Genomic DNA, 14,772 nt, shown 5'->3' on the forward strand with positions numbered 1-14,772 from the left:
CTAAACCTCGAAGTTCATCATCTTGCGCATCACCAGGATGCCGATCGACATCCAGACCGCGGAGCAGCCGAGGATCAGATTGCCGACGCTGGTGGTGAACAAAGGCATGATGTAGTTCGGGCTTGTCAGGTAGACGAGACAGGCGACGACGAAGGGCAAGGCGCCGATGATCACCGCTGACGCCTTCGCTTCCATCGACAGCGCCTGGACCTTGGCCTTCATCTTCTTGCGGTCGCGAAGCACCCGCGAAAGATTGCCCAGAGCCTCGGAAAGATTGCCCCCGGCCTGGGACTGGATCTGGATGACGATGCCGAAGAAGCTCGCCTCGGTGCACGGCATCGTCTCGGCCATGCGCATGCTGGCGTCGGGGATCGACAGGCCCATCTGCTGCGAATCGATGATGCGGCGGAACTCGGTCTTGACCGGTTCGGGGGATTCATTGGCGATCAGGCGGACGGCGTCGTTCAGCGGCAGGCCGGATTTGACCGCACGCACGATGATGTCGAGCGCGTTCGGAAATTCGTTGAGGAACGCCTTGACCCGGCGGGCGCGGCTAAACGAAACGAACCAGCGTGGCAGCCCGAGGCCACCGACCAGCAGCGCACCCGGCAAGACATACAAAGGCGCACCGGCGAAATAGGCGAGAAACGTCAGGACGACGCCGCAAACCGCCGAGTAGAGATAGAAGCGCTCGAGCGAGACCTTCATGCCCGCCTGACGGATCTGGGCCTTCAGAGGCGGCTTTTTGGCAAGGCTCTGGCTGGTTTTGTGCTTCTGTTCGAGGTCCTTCAGTGAATCCTGAACCGATTTGCGCCGCTTGGCCGCTTCCGCCACGCGATCGCGAGAAGCCTTGACGACGGCACCATCCGTCTCGGCGGTCTTGATCGTTTCAAGCCGCCTGCCGACCTGCTTTTCGGTACTGATCCGGTTGAACAGAAAAGCATAGGCGACCGCGCCGGCGCTGAAGCCGGCGAGCACGACGAATGCCAGCACGGTGCCGTCAATTCCAAACATCGGCCCTGGCCCCTACGCCTCCAAATGAATCAGTCAGCGCGTTTCTCCATCGCCTCGAGCGCATTGGCGAGGCGCTGTTCCTCGCCATAGTAGCGGGCGCGCTCCCAGAAATGCGGACGACCGATGCCTGTCGAAACGTGCTCGCCCAGCAGCCTGCCGTTCGCGTCCTCGCCTTTGATGTTGTAGAGAACGATGTCCTGCGTGATGATGACGTCGCCCTCCATTCCGATCACCTCGGTGATGTGGGTGATGCGCCGCGATCCATCGCGCAGGCGTGCGGCCTGGATGATCACATCGACGGAACCGACCACGATTTCACGCACGGTTTTCTGCGGCAGCGTGTAACCGCCCATCGCGATCATCGATTCGATACGGTTCAGGCATTCGCGCGGGCTGTTCGAGTGGATCGTGCCCATCGAGCCGTCATGGCCGGTGTTCATCGCCTGCAGAAGATCGAACACTTCAGGTCCGCGCACTTCGCCGACGATGATGCGCTCGGGCCGCATGCGCAGGCAGTTCTTGACCAGATCGCGCATGGTCACCTCACCCTCGCCCTCGAGGTTGGGCGGGCGGGTTTCCAGACGCACGACATGCGGCTGCTGCAGTTGCAGCTCGGCCGAGTCCTCGCAGGTGATGACGCGCTCATCGCGGTCGATATAGTTGGTCAGGCAATTGAGCAGCGTCGTCTTGCCCGAACCGGTACCGCCTGAAATGACGATGTTGCAGCGGACGCGGCCAATGATCTTGAGAATCTCGGCGCCGGGCGGCGAAATGGCGCCGAACTTGACCAGCTGGTCGAGTGTCAGCTTGTCCTTCTTGAACTTGCGGATGGTGAGAGCGGCGCCGTCGATGGCGAGCGGCGGCGCGATGACGTTGACGCGGGAGCCGTCGGGAAGGCGCGCGTCGCAGATCGGGCTCGATTCATCGACGCGGCGGCCAACTTGGCTGACGATGCGCTGACAGATGTTGAGGAGCTGCTGGTTATCGCGAAAACGGATGCCGGTCTGCTCGACCTTGCCGTTGACCTCGATATAGACGTCCTTGGAGCCGTTGACCATGATGTCGGCGATGTCGTCGCGAGCGAGCAACGGCTCCAGTGGCCCGTAACCGAGCACGTCATTGCAGATGTCCTCGAGCAGTTCTTCCTGCTCGGCGATCGACATCGCGAAATTCTTGATCGCGATGATGTCGTTGACGATGTCGCGGATTTCCTCGCGCGCGCTTTCGGGATCGAGCTTGGCGAGCTGCGACAGGTCGATGGTGTCGATGAGCGCGGCAAAGACCTGGCTCTTGGTGTCGTAATAGGTTTCGCTCTTCTGGCGCTGGAGCTTTTTCGGCTCAGGGGTCAATGGCGGCGCCTCGACCGCACGGCGCACGGGCGGCGGCGCAGCAGACGCGCCAGGTGTGCCAGATGGCGGCGGTGCGGGCTTGGCAAGAACCGCCGTTTCCGCAGGTTTTGCCGCCGGCGCGGCAGGCGCAGGTGCCGGCTGACGGAATTCCGGGGTGAATCGGCTGCCGTCGTCGCTGCCTTTTTTACCAAACATGATCGATTACCAATTCCGCTCCGGAAGCATCACTTCTTGCCGCGCGAGAGCTTGCCAAGGAGATTGCCGAGGCCCGCTTTCTTTCTTGCCTTGATTTCGCTGCGCCCGGTCAGCACATGCGCAATCTCGTTGATAATGCCGACAACCGGGTTCCTGGCATCCATTTCGCCGAGCATGCGCCCGTTGTTGGCGGCGTTTCCGAACAGCAGCGGCTCGAAAGCAATGACCGACATCGGCGACAGGCCGAGCGAGTCGGCGAAGTCGGACGACGAAATCTCCGGGCGCTTCGGCACGCCGGCCTGATTGATGATCAGCTTCGGCGGCGGATCGTTCGGGCGAAGCCGCTTGAACATGTCGGCCAGATTCTTGGTGTTGCGCAAATTGGCCAGCTCCGGCGTCGCCGTGATCACGATCTCGTCGGCTTTGACCAGTATGTTCTTGGTCCAGCCCGTCCAGACGTGCGGAACATCGAGCACCAGCAGCGGCACGCTGCGCTGCGCCGTGTCGATAAGCTGGGTGAAAGCCTCCGGGTCGAAATCGTAGACCCGATCGAGCGTTGAAGGCGCTGCAAGCAGCGACAGATGCTCGGCGCACTGGGCAAGCAGCCGATCGAGATAGACCTCGTCGAGGCGCTCCGGTGAGAAAACAGCTTCGGCAATGCCTTGCGCCGGATCCTGATCGAAATTGATGTTGGCCGTTCCGAAAGCCAGGTCGAGATCGGCGACAACCACTTCGGACTTGAACAGCGACGACATCGCCCAAGCCACATTATGGGCAATGGTCGAGGAGCCGACGCCACCCTTGGCGCCAATGAAGGCGATCGAGCGGCCGATCGGCTCGGCTTCCGGATCAACGAAGATCGTCGATATCACGCTGACGATATCGGCCATCGATACCGGCGCGATGACATATTCGGAAATGCCGGAGCGGATGAGCTCGCGATAGAGCCCGACATCGTTGTAGTGGCCGATGACCACGACCTTCGAGGTCGGATCGCAGTATTCGGAGAGCTGCGTGAGCTGCTCGAGCAATTGCTTCGGCTCGCTGCGCGATTCCAGCAGGATCAGGTTCGGTGTCGGCGCCGACTGGTAGAATTCGATGGCGGTGGCGACACCACCCATATGGACCTTCAGATGGGCCTTCGCCATGCGGCGATCCTCGCCGGCGCGCTCGACCGGATTGGCAACGCCCTCGGTCTCGCAAAATGCCTGGATCGAGATGCGCGGGATCGGCCGCAACGCCTGCATGGCGGCGACATCCTGCTGAGAGGTATCGCCGCCATCTATCGCCGTGTCGTAGGCAAGATTGCTCATTGTCATTTCTTTCCGTGACTTGTCTTCCCGTGACTTGGGCGGCTCGAGCTCAATACTCGACTTCCGAATTGCCGAGGAATTCGTCCGAAATGCCTCTCTGGCGGTAGACGTCGACTACCGCGCCGCGATTTTCCGCGTCGATATCGGATTGCTTGCGCGGCCCGAGCAGATCGGTCGGATTTGCGATCTGGGCGGCAAGATTGTTCTGATACGAGCAGCCGAAATCGGCATAGTGCTTGTTTTCCGAGGTCTGCATCAGGTCTTCGGGCCAGCGTCCGCACCTGTCGGTCTGTGCCTTCACCGAGACATAGGCGACGCGGATCGGGGCGGACGCTTCGGCCGAAACCGACTGGTAGGTGGTGATGACGATCCGGTTGCGGCTGATGCCGCTGGCAATCGCAAGCCTGGCGAAATCGCGACCGGCCGCGGTCGCGGCGATCTCGTTGGCCGAACCGCTCGGGATCGAGATCGTCAGGGTCGGAGCGGCGCTCTTGTCATAGCCATCCAGGAAGCCGAGAAGCGTGTCGCGCTGGGACCCGGTCATGCCGCGATCGCCGGCGCCGACCGGAAGGTCGATCTTCTGGTTTTTCTCCGTAATGACGATCGGATGGTTGGTGCGATAGTCGTCCGGAACAGCGCCGACCGTGATGCTGTCCCGGTTGGCGCAGCCCGCCAACAATGCCGCGACCGCAATCGCCAGGACCGGCCGGCAGATCCGCGAACGGCCGGACCGCGTCGCTGCGGTGATCGTGCTTGGCTTCAACGCTGACTGAGACATGTCCGCTTCCCCGCTTACTTGTAGATGAAGCCGACGACGCCGTGGTAACGGCCGTTGGGCTTGTCGGTCTGCATGGTGCCGTAGACGCGATTGACACGGCCAAGGAACATGCCGGCGCCATCGCTGGCCGCGTTGAAATTGTCGTCCGGCTTGGCAAGGGCGTTGCGCGTCACTGGCTTGACCAGATAGGGCGTGATGATGATGACCAGCTCGGTCTCGTTGCGGACGAAGTCACGGCTGCGGAACAGCGTGCCAAGCACCGGGATTTTGGTCAGCCCGGGCAGGCCGTTGACGGCTTGCCTGATGTCATCCCGTACCAGGCCGGCGATCATCATCGAGCCGCCGGAAGGCAGCTCCACTGTCGTGTCGGCCAAGCGTTTGCGGAGCGACAGGACGTTCGTGCCGGGGCTGGTTACACCCTCGGACAAGGATACCGATCCCTCCGTCGTCGGCTCGGAAACCGAAGTCCTGACCTTCAGGCTGATGCGGCCGGGAGACAGCACCACCGGCTGGAATTCCAGGCCAATGCCGTATTCGAGCTTCTCGATGTCATACGTCTTCACACCGGTCTGGTTATCGTCGGACACAGCTTGGGAAACGCCGGTCACCATATTGTACTCGCCGCCGACCTTGAAGGTCGCCTTCTCGCCGGATACGGCCGTCAACGTCGGCTCGGCCAGGGTTTTCATGACGCCTGACTGTTCCATGGCGTTGATGTAGGCGTCGAGCGTCGAGGTGCCGATAGCCAGGCCAGAGTTCGACAGCGACTTGCCCAGGCCGGTGAAATTGTCGCTTACCGCGGCCCAACTGATGCCGTTGCTGCTGCCGCTGCCGATCAGGTTGACGCCGAGCTGCTTCATCACCGAGCGGCTGACCTCGGCCACCGTCACTTTCAGCGTCACCTGGTCGTCGCCGATGATCTGCAGCAGGTTGACGATCTGGCTGACGCGACGCTCGGAATCCGGATTGTCGATGTCGACACCGGCTTCGGCCGAGCCGCCGGAGGCGGTCTGCGAATACTGCCCCGTGGTCGCTTCACCGCCGGACACGAAGATGGTGGCCAGATCGACCGCGCGCTTGGCATCCAGCGGAGTGTCCACGGTTCCGGTCAGGACGACGTTGTCGTTCAGCAATTCGACCGTGATGCTCGAAGACGGTATGAAGCGCCTGATATAGTCTTCCAGTCCGGCGACGTCGCGTTCGACCGCCAGATCCAGGCTGACGATCTGTTCGCCATTAGGGCCGAAGACGAAGATGTTGGTGTCGCCGACCGCCTTTCCGAAGAGATAGATGCGCCTCGCGGTGCGGGTCACCGCATCGGCGACAGCCGGGTTGGCGACGAGAATATCATAGGCATCGCTCGGCAGGTCGATGACCACCGACTTGTTGAGACCGAGCTTGACGCGCTGGGTGGCGGTCGAAGCCGACACCTCGGCGCCTGCCGCATTCGCCTCGAGGGGGCCATGCGCATTCGATGCAAGCAGGAACAGGCCGATTGCCGCAGCCAGTGCGACCGGAGCGTTTAACCTCATTGCCTTGCTCCCACTTCTGAAACTTCGCCCGACTTGATCAGGCGCACTGTCCCGCGCCGGCCATTGCCGGAAACGAGATAGTCGGCCTCGCCCAGGTTCTTCTCCTGGGTGTCGGTGATCGACCGCAGCGCCAACGTCAGGCGATCCGCCATCTGCTGGGCGACGGTGATGATTTCCGCCTGCTGCGGTGTCAGTTCCAGGGTGGCGGTCTGGCCGACCCTGGTCCGCTTGCCTTCCTCGTCCTCCTGGATGGTCTGGTCGATCGCCAGGACGCGAATGTTCTTGAGGATGGTCTCGGTGGTAAAACCGCTGCCGCCGGCCGCCGGATCGGCTCTGCGGGTCATGATGACGTCGACGAAATCGTTGGGAAGAATGAAGCCGCCGGCCGACGTGTCGGCCGATACGGCTGTGGCGACGGCCCGCATGCCGGAGGGCAGGATCGACGACATGAAGCTCTGTCCCTCGCCGATCAGCTTGGAGCGCCGCAACGGCTCACCGGCATACATCGCCACACGGGCGACGCCGCCTTTCAGCTTCTCCAACGCATCGGGCTCCGCGGCGCGGGTTATGAAATTCGCGTTGATGCCGTCGGCCGGCCAGGACTGCCAACTGATGTTGTTCTCCAGCGGACTGCCCATCGGAACGTCGCCCGACAGGACAAGCACGTCCTGCAACGCGATTGCCGGCGCCTCGGGGCCGGAATCGACAATTTGAGGCGGCGGCGCCGCCACCATGTTTTTTGCGACATATCCTGCGCCACCCGCCGCGGCCACCGCCACGCCTAGAATGATCAGTCGGGATGCTGGCATCTGTCCGAACCTCGCCTTGGCAAACAACCTAGCCAAGCCGGACCTTGCAGCGGCAATCGTCAAAACAAGGTTAATTTAATACTTACGATCGTGATTAATTTAAGGTTTATATAAGTTTGAAGCATCCGGTCCGGCCAGCAATAAAGGCGGCCAAGCCGCCTGCTCCAACGCCAAATCGAATGTGGTAGGCTGGCCTGACGCGGGAAGAATCAGCCTGCCAGGCTTGCGAGCGCCCATGCCATCAACGGCGAAGCCGGAAAGGTGAGCAGGCCGCCAATGCCAAGCGCAATGCCATAGGGAACGCCTGATGTCTCGTCGGCGAAATGGCGTAAAAACCGGCTATGGCTGGTAACGGCCGCAAGCGGTGATTTCCGATAGACGAGGATGGCGAGCGTCAGCAGGCCGCCGAGGACGGTCGAGACCAGGAGGTATTCGACGAGGTGGATGTTCAGCCCCATCCAGACGGCGCTGGCGGCCAGCAGCTTGGCGTCGCCGCCGCCCATGCCGCCGAGCGCGAACAGCCCGAAGGTCACGGCGAGGACCAGGCCGCCGGCGGCAAAATGCCAGCCATAGCTTGCCCAGTCCATGCCGGTCAGCGGCGCGACCAGGGCGAAGACGGCGACAAGCAGCACCGGCACGCGATTGGCGATCGTCATCGACAGCATGTCGGAGATCGCGGCGAAAAGCATGCAGAACGGAAAGACAACGAAGATCAGGGCTTCAAGCATGGGCGTGGCGCCTGTGGTCGAACTGTGCTGGTCTCAGCCTAGGCATGTCCGATTAACGATTGATGAGGCCGAAAATTCAAATCATGCGGCATGAATGGATAAGGGCCGCCAGTGCGGCGGCCCTATCTGGAAACAGCTGAGCGCCGTTAGCTGCCTTAGGGGGTTGGGGTGGCGGGGGCGTTGGGGGCGTTGGTCACCGCGGTTCCGATAGCCTTGAACTTGGTGTCCAGGGCAGTGCCGAGCTGGCCGGCGCCGACCATGATGGCGAGCGCGATGAGAGCGGCGATCAGACCGTATTCGATGGCGGTCGCGCCGGATTCGTCCTTCACAAAACGTGCAATGAGATTAGACATTCGAGAGCTCCTACTCCAGGTGTTACAGCAATTCCGTCAACTTCTCTGTTGGCTGATCGGATACTGCCAATCTATCGAGAAGCTCTTTCAATCGGCTTAATAAACAGCCTTACCGATTCCTTTCCGGCTTCGATGACATTGCGTGGTTAACCGTAGACTAAGTGACGCCTATGGACCCGACAGGCGCAGCAGGCTGCGAAAGGCGCAATTTAGCGACCTGAGAAAGGGGCGGGCCGCTCCTGGCGATCCCAGCTCCAGGCGATCAAAGGGCCGAGCCCGACATCATCACGGCTCCCCTCCGCTTAACCCTTGCTTCACCAATCTCGTTCATGTTCCGTTGAGCAAATTGCCGCCGTGGAGCGCTTCAATGACCGGGCCGAGATCGTCCTTTCCAATTGCCGCGCTGCTTGCCGCCACCGCCTTCGTGGTGACGGCCAAGGCCGGCGCCGGCATCGAGGTCACCATGAACCAGGCGAAGATCGTCAAATTGTCGCGCGCTGCCGATACGATCGTCGTCGGCAATCCGGCGATCGCCGACGCCTCGGTGCAGGATGCTTCGACGATCGTGCTGACGGGCAAGGGCTTCGGCGTCACCAATCTCGTCGTCCTCGATCAGGAGGGCCGTCCGATCGTCGACGAGCAGATCACCGTCGTGCGACAGGACGCGTCCTCGGTGCGCATCTATCGACGCGCCGAAATACAGACCATGTCGTGCACGCCGTATTGCGAAAGCTCATATAAAAGCGAGGCGGAAAAGGCCTCGGAAGCCGAGATGAGCGCCGGCCAGTAAGCGACCCGACCGTTTCGTCTCGCTGAAAAAGCCGCTTCGGTTATCGGCCTGTTAAAACCCTCCAGCCGAATTTAACGATCATCCAAACCGCACTTCAATGGGTTTGCGCTAATGTTGCTCCGACACCCCTAAGGGATCGGCAGGCACGGGACATGAGCAAAGCAGGACGATCAGGCTTTTCGGCGCGCTTCGTTGGCGACCGGCGCGGCAGCACCGCTTTGGAGTTCGCGATGCTTGCGGTGCCATTTGCGCTCCTCGTCTTTGCCATACTGGAGAGCTGCATTTCATTTGCCGGGCAAGAGGTGATGGCCAATATCACCGACGATGTCGCGCGCCAGCTGCGGACTGGCCAGATAAGGCAGGCCAACGTGACCGAGGCGACGCTGAAGTCCATGATCTGCAGCCGGCTGGAGATCATGGTCGTCAAGGACTGCCCGGGATTGGAAGTGGATCTGCGCGGGTATCCGAGCTTCGCCGCTGCGGCCCAGGCGGGCTTCAATATCCAAGACGGCGAAATCGCCTTGACCGGGACGACCCCCTCGACTTTTACGGTATCCCCGGGCTTGGCTGAATCGATAAACATGCTGCGGGTTTTTTACAAATGGCCCGTCATGACCGATTTCATGGCCAAGTCGATGGCCAATCTGAAAGACGGCAACACGCTGCATTTCGCATCGATGACCTGGAAGAACGAGCCGTTCGACGACTGAAAATGCAAACCGCTGCGTGGGAAAAGGACGATAGCATGGGGCGTGCGGGGGCACATATGAGGACCGCTGGGATCTGCGCGAAAGCCATACGGTTCTGCCGTGATCGCCGCGGTGTCGCGGCGGTTGAGTTTGCCTTCATCGTGCCCGTCCTGCTGATGATGTACTTCTTGACCATGGAAGCCTCGCAAGCCATCGAGACCAACAAGAAGGTCAGTCGCATCGGCAGCATGGTGGCGGATCTCGTCACCCAGCAGCAGACCGTCACGCCGGCCGAACTCGATGCGATCATGCAGATCGGCAACTCCACCCTTCAGCCGTACAACCGATCGACCCCGGAAATCACCATCACCGCAATAGAGGTCACGAACCAGCCGACGCCGCGGGTGCTGGTCGCTTGGTCACGCAAGATGGTCGGCGATGCCTTCAGCGCCGGCGCCGCCAAGAACTCCGTCACCACGGTTGCACCGCAGCTCGAGGTCAAGGGCACGTTTCTCGTTCGCGTCGAAAGCAATCTGGCATACGAGCCGATCATCACCTGGTCGGCGGATAGTGAAAAGCGGCTTGGCTTCAGTTCGGCTTTCAACTCGATATCGATGGGCGAAACTTATTATCTCAGGCCCCGCAGGAGCCCGACGATTACCTGCGACACCTGCTGAACGACGGCGCCCGATCGCCATTGCTATCGGCCTGACACCAGGCGCACGATAGCCGCGGATGCCTTGCATGTCGCATGTGAGTTCCCTCTCGTTTTCGTCGATCCACGCCGATGCCGGCGACAATTCTACCATCGCGCCCGGACGAGCACACAGCCGTCTGGTTCCGAATTGCCAATGGCGGCGCGGCCGCCTATGTCTGGGCTGACAGACAAACGATAATAATGATCCCCTGCATGGCGCGCGCCTTCCTTTTTGTTCTCGATTCCTTCGGCATCGGCGGCGCGGCCGACGCCGAGCGCTATGGCGACACCGGTTCCAACACGTTCGGACACATCGCTCGAGCCTGCGCGGAAGGCCGGGCGGATCGCGAGGGGCTGCGCAAAGGCCCGCTTTTCGTGCCCAACATGCTCTCGCTCGGCCTGGCGCACGCGGCGAAAACCGCGACAGGATTCTGCTTCGACAGCGGCGGCCTGCTTGCCTCCGCCTTCCACGGCGCGGCGCAGGAGATTTCCAGCGGCAAGGACACGCCGTCAGGCCATTGGGAAATCGCCGCCTTGCCGGTCCGCTTCGACTGGGGCTATTTCCCGGACACGGTTCCCGCCTTTCCAGCCGACCTGACCGAAGCGATCATTCGCGAAGGAGAGGTGCCGGGCATTCTCGGCAATTGCCATGCTCCGGGCACCGAGATCATCGAGCGGTACGGCGAGGAGCATGTCCGCACCGGCAAGCCGATCTGCTACACGTCGGTCGACTCCGTCCTGCAGATCGCCGCGCATGAAGTTCACTTCGGCCTGGAGCGGCTCTACGAATTCTGCAAGGTGGTGCGCAGGCTGGTCGATCCGCTGAACATCGGACGGGTGATCGCGCGGCCTTTCATTGGGGAAACTGGCGCCAGCTTCGAACGGACGCACAACCGCCGGGACTATTCGGTGCCGCCGCCCGAACCGACCCTGCTCGACCGGCTGACGGCGCGCGGCAGCCGGGTCATCGCTGTCGGCAAGATCGGCGACATCTTCGCGCATCGCGGCATTTCGGAAGTCCGCAAGGCCGCCGGCAACATGGCGATGTTCGACAAGGCGCTCGGCGCGATGGATAACGCAGGCGACGGCGATCTCGTCTTCGCCAATTTCGTCGATTTCGACACCGAGTTCGGCCATCGGCGCGACGTTGCCGGCTATGCCGCCGCGCTCGAGGCCTTCGACCGGCGGCTGCCGGAGGCGCTTGCACGGCTCAGGGAAGGCGACCTTCTCATCCTGACGGCCGACCATGGCAACGACCCGACCTGGCACGGTACCGATCATACGCGCGAACGCATTCCGGTGATCGGCACCGGACCAGGCTTTGGTGGCGACATCGGGTTGAGAGCGACGTTCGCCGACATCGGTGAAACCGTCGCCGAACATCTTGGGTTGGCACGCGGCCGTCACGGCACCTCCTTCTACACAGCGATAGGCGGCCATGCCTGAGTTGCCTGAGGTCGAAACGGTGCGGCGGGGCCTGCAGCCGGTTCTGGAAGGTGCCCGCATCGCCCGTGTCGAGGCGCGCCGGCCCGACCTGCGCTTTCCGTTTCCCGAGAAATTTTTGGAGAGGCTGACCGGCAAGACGATTACGGCGCTCGGCCGCCGGGCCAAATACCTGACGATGCACCTGGAAGGCGGTCCGGTGCTGATCTGCCATCTCGGCATGTCGGGTTCGTTCCGCATCGAAACCTCCGATGGCGGCGAAATACCCGACAGCAACGAAATGTTGGGCGCGTTTTATCACGAGCGCCCGAAGAGCGCGGCGCACGACCATGTCGTCTTCCATATCGTCTCTCCCCAAGGCGCCCGGTCCCGGGTGACCTTCAACGATCCGCGCCGTTTCGGCTTCATGCTGTTTTCCGAAGGGACGCCTGACACGCATCCGATGCTGGCGGGGCTTGGCGTCGAGCCGACAGGCAATGCGTTGGACGGCGAGCTGCTCGCCTCGCTGCTGAAAGGCCGGAAGTCGCCGCTAAAGGCAGCACTTCTCGATCAGCGGCTGATCGCCGGGCTCGGCAATATCTATGTGTCGGAGGCGCTGTGGCGCGCCGGCCTGTCGCCGTTGCGCGAGGCGGGCACCATCGCAAAGCCTGGAAAGAAGGCCAAACAGCAGCGCGACGCCCTGGCCGAAGCAATCCGCGAAGTGATCGCCGATGCGATCGCCGCCGGTGGATCGTCGCTGCGCGACTACGTGCAGACCGACGGGTCCCTGGGCTATTTCCAGCATTCGTTCGCCGTCTATGATCGCGAGGGCGAGCCCTGCTCCAAGCACGGCTGCAGCGGCCATATAGAACGCATCGTGCAAAGCGGGCGTTCCAGCTTCTATTGCCGGACCTGTCAGTTGTGACTTAGGTGGGGGTGTAAGCCAGGTGCCGGGTGTGAGTTGGACGCCTGATGCAAGGAGATGACCGAGTGAGGAGATACAGTCATGGCCTATGAAACGATTATCGTCGAAACCCGCGGCAAGGTCGGGCTGATCACGCTGAACCGGCCGAAGGCGCTCAATGCGCTGAACTCGCAGGTCCTGGCGGACGTGGTCGCGGCCGTGAACGGCTTCTGCGCGAATGCCGACATCGGCGCGATGGTCATCACCGGCTCCGAAAAAGCCTTCGCGGCAGGTGCCGACATCAAGGAAATGCAGGCGATCTCTTTTGTCGACGCCTATGTGCAGGATTTCTTTATCGGCTGGGAAGAGCTCACCCGGGCGCGCAAGCCTGTCATCGCGGCGGTGGCCGGCTATGCGCTCGGCGGCGGCTGCGAACTGGCGATGATGTGCGATTTCATCATCGCCGCCGACAACGCCAGGTTCGGCCAGCCCGAGATCACGCTCGGCGTCATGCCGGGCATGGGCGGATCGCAGCGCCTGACCCGTTTCGTCGGCAAGTCGAAGGCGATGGACATGTGCCTGACCGGACGGATGATGGATGCGGCGGAAGCCGAGCGTTGCGGCCTGGTGTCGCGTGTCGTGCCCGCCGGCGAATTGCTCGAGGAGGCGTTGAAGGCGGCGGCCAAGATAGCCGATTTTTCGCTGCCGTCGGTGATGATGGCGAAAGAGGCCGTCAACCGCGCCTATGAAACGACACTGGCCGAGGGGCTGCGGTTCGAGCGCCGGCTGTTTCACTCACTGTTTGCGCTCGATGACCAGAAGGAAGGCATGGCGGCCTTTGTCGAGAAGCGGAAGCCAAATTTCTCGAACAGGTAGCCAAATTTATCGAACTGGTAGATGGGGACGACATCAGCCGGGAGCGAGCGACAGCAGCGGCCCAAAAAGAAGGCGAAGCAGCGTTGACGCGCCGGAAAAGCTGAACTATAAGCCGCACCAACCGAGGCGGCCCTGTGGCTGCCCGTTTGTTTTTTGCGCCTTGCGGCATCCCGCATGCGCCCACCAGATCAGAAGAGAGGCATCATGGCCAATACCTCCTCGGCCAAAAAGGCAACGCGCAAGATCGCCCGCCGCACGGCGATCAACAAGAACCGCCGCTCGCGCGTGCGGACCTACATCCGCCAGGTCGAAGAGGCGCTCGCCTCGGGCGACAAGGCGGCCGCCCAGGCTGCTTTCAAGGTGGCTGAGCCGGAATTGATGCGCGCCGCGAGCAAGGGCGTGGTGCACAAGAATACGGCATCCCGCAAGGTGTCGCGCCTGGCCCAGCGCCTCAAGGTGTTGTCGGCCTAACCCGGATATCCGGGCTGATATACCTTTACTAAACTTGTCCTTTTCAGACCCGGCCGCTCGTGCCGGGTTTTTTCGTTTGCCGGCAAGTACTTAAAAAGAAAGCCCGCAAGCAACACCCCGCACGATTTCGAAGTTCGAATTGCTTTGCCGGCATATACATGCCGGCTGACAGGCGCAGCCGCTGAAAGCGTTCACGGCGAAAATATCAACTGTCGAAAATGACCTTTATTTTTCAAACGGTTGCGGACGGTCATCCACAGCTTGTTCACATCGGGTGCGAGGGATGGGGGACAATTGCCTGTCAAGAAAATTATTTGATAAAATTTCGCGCGACGCGGCCTTTTTTACATTCGCCGGAAAAGGGTTTGAATCACAATGGGTTTGTCAAAACAAGCCAGTGCAACGCAGGCTCCGAACCCGTTTGCGCTAACCACATTCCTTAAAAATCCGTTAGTCGTGGCCTTGCCCTATCCACAGCGATTTCGCTAAGGTCTGTCTATCGAGAGGGACGGGCCGTTGGCCCTTAACCCAGCCTGAATCGGCCAGCAAAAAAGTGGCAGAATTCATGACGCGGATCATCTCCGCGTACGGGTTTGGTTTGCCTTTTCGATACGGTAGGGGAATGGCGTAATTGTACATGGCAGATCAATGACGCGCCGGCGTTTCGCCGGGCGGAATTGCATTGCCCTGACATGACCAAAGCGGGCTGGCTCCGAGGAGCCGGCGCCGGTTCCCCGACAATGAGGCGACATCAGCTGCCGGCGGCGGCGATGGTGTCGCTGTGAGGACACGGTCGCCGGAAACATGGATGCAGGAGGCGCATTCCCGGCGGAAAAAGGTACAAAAGGACAA

General features: G+C 61.5%; 15 protein-coding genes. 7 read left to right on the forward strand and 8 right to left on the reverse strand.

All coding sequences use genetic code 11. The features are described from left to right. From AC0L2M_RS21505 to AC0L2M_RS21540, 8 genes are all read right to left on the reverse strand, one after another. Positions 1-1,014, reverse strand: coding sequence for a type II secretion system F family protein (locus tag AC0L2M_RS21505; protein ID WP_473535827.1), 1,014 nt, complete (start codon positions 1,012-1,014; stop codon positions 1-3). A 29-nt stretch (positions 1,015-1,043) separates the two neighbouring features. Next, positions 1,044-2,558, reverse strand: a complete 1,515-nt coding sequence (locus AC0L2M_RS21510) for a CpaF family protein (protein WP_473535828.1) — start codon at positions 2,556-2,558, stop codon at positions 1,044-1,046. Positions 2,559-2,587: 29 nt separating this feature from the next. Then, positions 2,588-3,871 (reverse strand): CpaE/TadZ family protein, encoded by a 1,284-nt coding sequence (locus AC0L2M_RS21515; RefSeq protein ID WP_473535829.1) that lies wholly within the window; start codon positions 3,869-3,871, stop codon positions 2,588-2,590. A gap of 49 nt (positions 3,872-3,920) precedes the next feature. After that, entirely contained in the window at positions 3,921-4,649 is a 729-nt protein-coding gene (locus tag AC0L2M_RS21520; protein ID WP_473535830.1) for a CpaD family pilus assembly protein, read from the reverse strand. A 14-nt stretch (positions 4,650-4,663) separates the two neighbouring features. Continuing rightward, entirely contained in the window at positions 4,664-6,181 is a 1,518-nt protein-coding gene (locus tag AC0L2M_RS21525; RefSeq protein ID WP_473535831.1) for a type II and III secretion system protein family protein, read from the reverse strand. Next, the gene (gene cpaB, locus AC0L2M_RS21530; RefSeq protein WP_023802146.1) at positions 6,178-6,990 is read right to left on the reverse strand and encodes a Flp pilus assembly protein CpaB; all 813 of its coding nucleotides are present in this window, start codon (positions 6,988-6,990) and stop codon (positions 6,178-6,180) included. Before cpaB ends, AC0L2M_RS21525 begins: the two co-directional genes overlap by 4 nt. A gap of 209 nt (positions 6,991-7,199) precedes the next feature. Next, positions 7,200-7,718, reverse strand: coding sequence for an A24 family peptidase (locus AC0L2M_RS21535; RefSeq protein ID WP_473535832.1), 519 nt, complete (start codon positions 7,716-7,718; stop codon positions 7,200-7,202). 155 nt (positions 7,719-7,873) lie between these two features. After that, complete coding sequence (locus AC0L2M_RS21540) at positions 7,874-8,071, reverse strand: Flp family type IVb pilin (RefSeq protein ID WP_287234998.1); 198 nt, start codon at positions 8,069-8,071, stop codon at positions 7,874-7,876. Positions 8,072-8,438: 367 nt separating this feature from the next. Here AC0L2M_RS21540 and AC0L2M_RS21545 point away from each other — a divergent pair, with 367 nt between their 5' ends. The 7 genes from AC0L2M_RS21545 to rpsT all read left to right on the forward strand — a co-directional run bounded on the left by AC0L2M_RS21545 (position 8,439) and on the right by rpsT (position 13,920). Further along, a complete protein-coding gene (locus tag AC0L2M_RS21545) occupies positions 8,439-8,861 on the forward strand; it encodes a pilus assembly protein N-terminal domain-containing protein (RefSeq protein WP_236379134.1) in 423 nt (140 codons plus the stop codon). A gap of 152 nt (positions 8,862-9,013) precedes the next feature. Further along, a complete protein-coding gene (locus AC0L2M_RS21550) occupies positions 9,014-9,571 on the forward strand; it encodes a TadE/TadG family type IV pilus assembly protein (RefSeq protein ID WP_473535833.1) in 558 nt (185 codons plus the stop codon). A gap of 35 nt (positions 9,572-9,606) precedes the next feature. Next, a complete protein-coding gene (locus tag AC0L2M_RS21555; RefSeq protein WP_473535834.1) occupies positions 9,607-10,227 on the forward strand; it encodes a TadE/TadG family type IV pilus assembly protein in 621 nt (206 codons plus the stop codon). Positions 10,228-10,460: 233 nt separating this feature from the next. Continuing rightward, a complete protein-coding gene (locus AC0L2M_RS21560; RefSeq protein WP_473535835.1) occupies positions 10,461-11,693 on the forward strand; it encodes a phosphopentomutase in 1,233 nt (410 codons plus the stop codon). Continuing rightward, a complete protein-coding gene (gene mutM / locus AC0L2M_RS21565) occupies positions 11,686-12,594 on the forward strand; it encodes a bifunctional DNA-formamidopyrimidine glycosylase/DNA-(apurinic or apyrimidinic site) lyase (protein ID WP_473535836.1) in 909 nt (302 codons plus the stop codon). The genes AC0L2M_RS21560 and mutM overlap by 8 nt, the downstream gene beginning before the upstream one ends. Positions 12,595-12,675: 81 nt before the next feature. Continuing rightward, positions 12,676-13,449: an enoyl-CoA hydratase gene (locus AC0L2M_RS21570; RefSeq protein WP_091599972.1), complete on the forward strand. Its 774-nt coding sequence runs from the start codon at positions 12,676-12,678 to the stop codon at positions 13,447-13,449. Between the two features lie 204 nt (positions 13,450-13,653). After that, complete coding sequence (rpsT, locus tag AC0L2M_RS21575; protein WP_023802137.1) at positions 13,654-13,920, forward strand: 30S ribosomal protein S20; 267 nt, start codon at positions 13,654-13,656, stop codon at positions 13,918-13,920. Positions 13,921-14,772: the final 852 nt, after the last annotated feature.

The organism is Mesorhizobium sp. WSM4806, from assembly GCF_055811635.1.

Excerpts from the sequence above, each read along its gene's own strand:
- AC0L2M_RS21505 (WP_473535827.1), bottom strand. The coding sequence starts at position 1,014 with ATGTTTGGAATTGACGGCACCGTGCTGGCATTCGTCGTGCTCGCCGGC.
- AC0L2M_RS21510 (WP_473535828.1), bottom strand. The coding sequence starts at position 2,558 with ATGTTTGGTAAAAAAGGCAGCGACGACGGCAGCCGATTCACCCCGGAA.
- AC0L2M_RS21515 (WP_473535829.1), bottom strand. The coding sequence starts at position 3,871 with ATGAGCAATCTTGCCTACGACACGGCGATAGATGGCGGCGATACCTCT.
- AC0L2M_RS21520 (WP_473535830.1), bottom strand. The coding sequence starts at position 4,649 with ATGTCTCAGTCAGCGTTGAAGCCAAGCACGATCACCGCAGCGACGCGG.
- AC0L2M_RS21525 (WP_473535831.1), bottom strand. The coding sequence starts at position 6,181 with ATGAGGTTAAACGCTCCGGTCGCACTGGCTGCGGCAATCGGCCTGTTC.
- cpaB (WP_023802146.1), bottom strand. The coding sequence starts at position 6,990 with ATGCCAGCATCCCGACTGATCATTCTAGGCGTGGCGGTGGCCGCGGCG.
- AC0L2M_RS21535 (WP_473535832.1), bottom strand. The coding sequence starts at position 7,718 with ATGCTTGAAGCCCTGATCTTCGTTGTCTTTCCGTTCTGCATGCTTTTC.
- AC0L2M_RS21540 (WP_287234998.1), bottom strand. The coding sequence starts at position 8,071 with ATGTCTAATCTCATTGCACGTTTTGTGAAGGACGAATCCGGCGCGACC.
- AC0L2M_RS21545 (WP_236379134.1), top strand. The coding sequence starts at position 8,439 with ATGACCGGGCCGAGATCGTCCTTTCCAATTGCCGCGCTGCTTGCCGCC.
- AC0L2M_RS21550 (WP_473535833.1), top strand. The coding sequence starts at position 9,014 with ATGAGCAAAGCAGGACGATCAGGCTTTTCGGCGCGCTTCGTTGGCGAC.
- AC0L2M_RS21555 (WP_473535834.1), top strand. The coding sequence starts at position 9,607 with ATGGGGCGTGCGGGGGCACATATGAGGACCGCTGGGATCTGCGCGAAA.
- AC0L2M_RS21560 (WP_473535835.1), top strand. The coding sequence starts at position 10,461 with ATGGCGCGCGCCTTCCTTTTTGTTCTCGATTCCTTCGGCATCGGCGGC.
- mutM (WP_473535836.1), top strand. The coding sequence starts at position 11,686 with ATGCCTGAGTTGCCTGAGGTCGAAACGGTGCGGCGGGGCCTGCAGCCG.
- AC0L2M_RS21570 (WP_091599972.1), top strand. The coding sequence starts at position 12,676 with ATGGCCTATGAAACGATTATCGTCGAAACCCGCGGCAAGGTCGGGCTG.
- rpsT (WP_023802137.1), top strand. The coding sequence starts at position 13,654 with ATGGCCAATACCTCCTCGGCCAAAAAGGCAACGCGCAAGATCGCCCGC.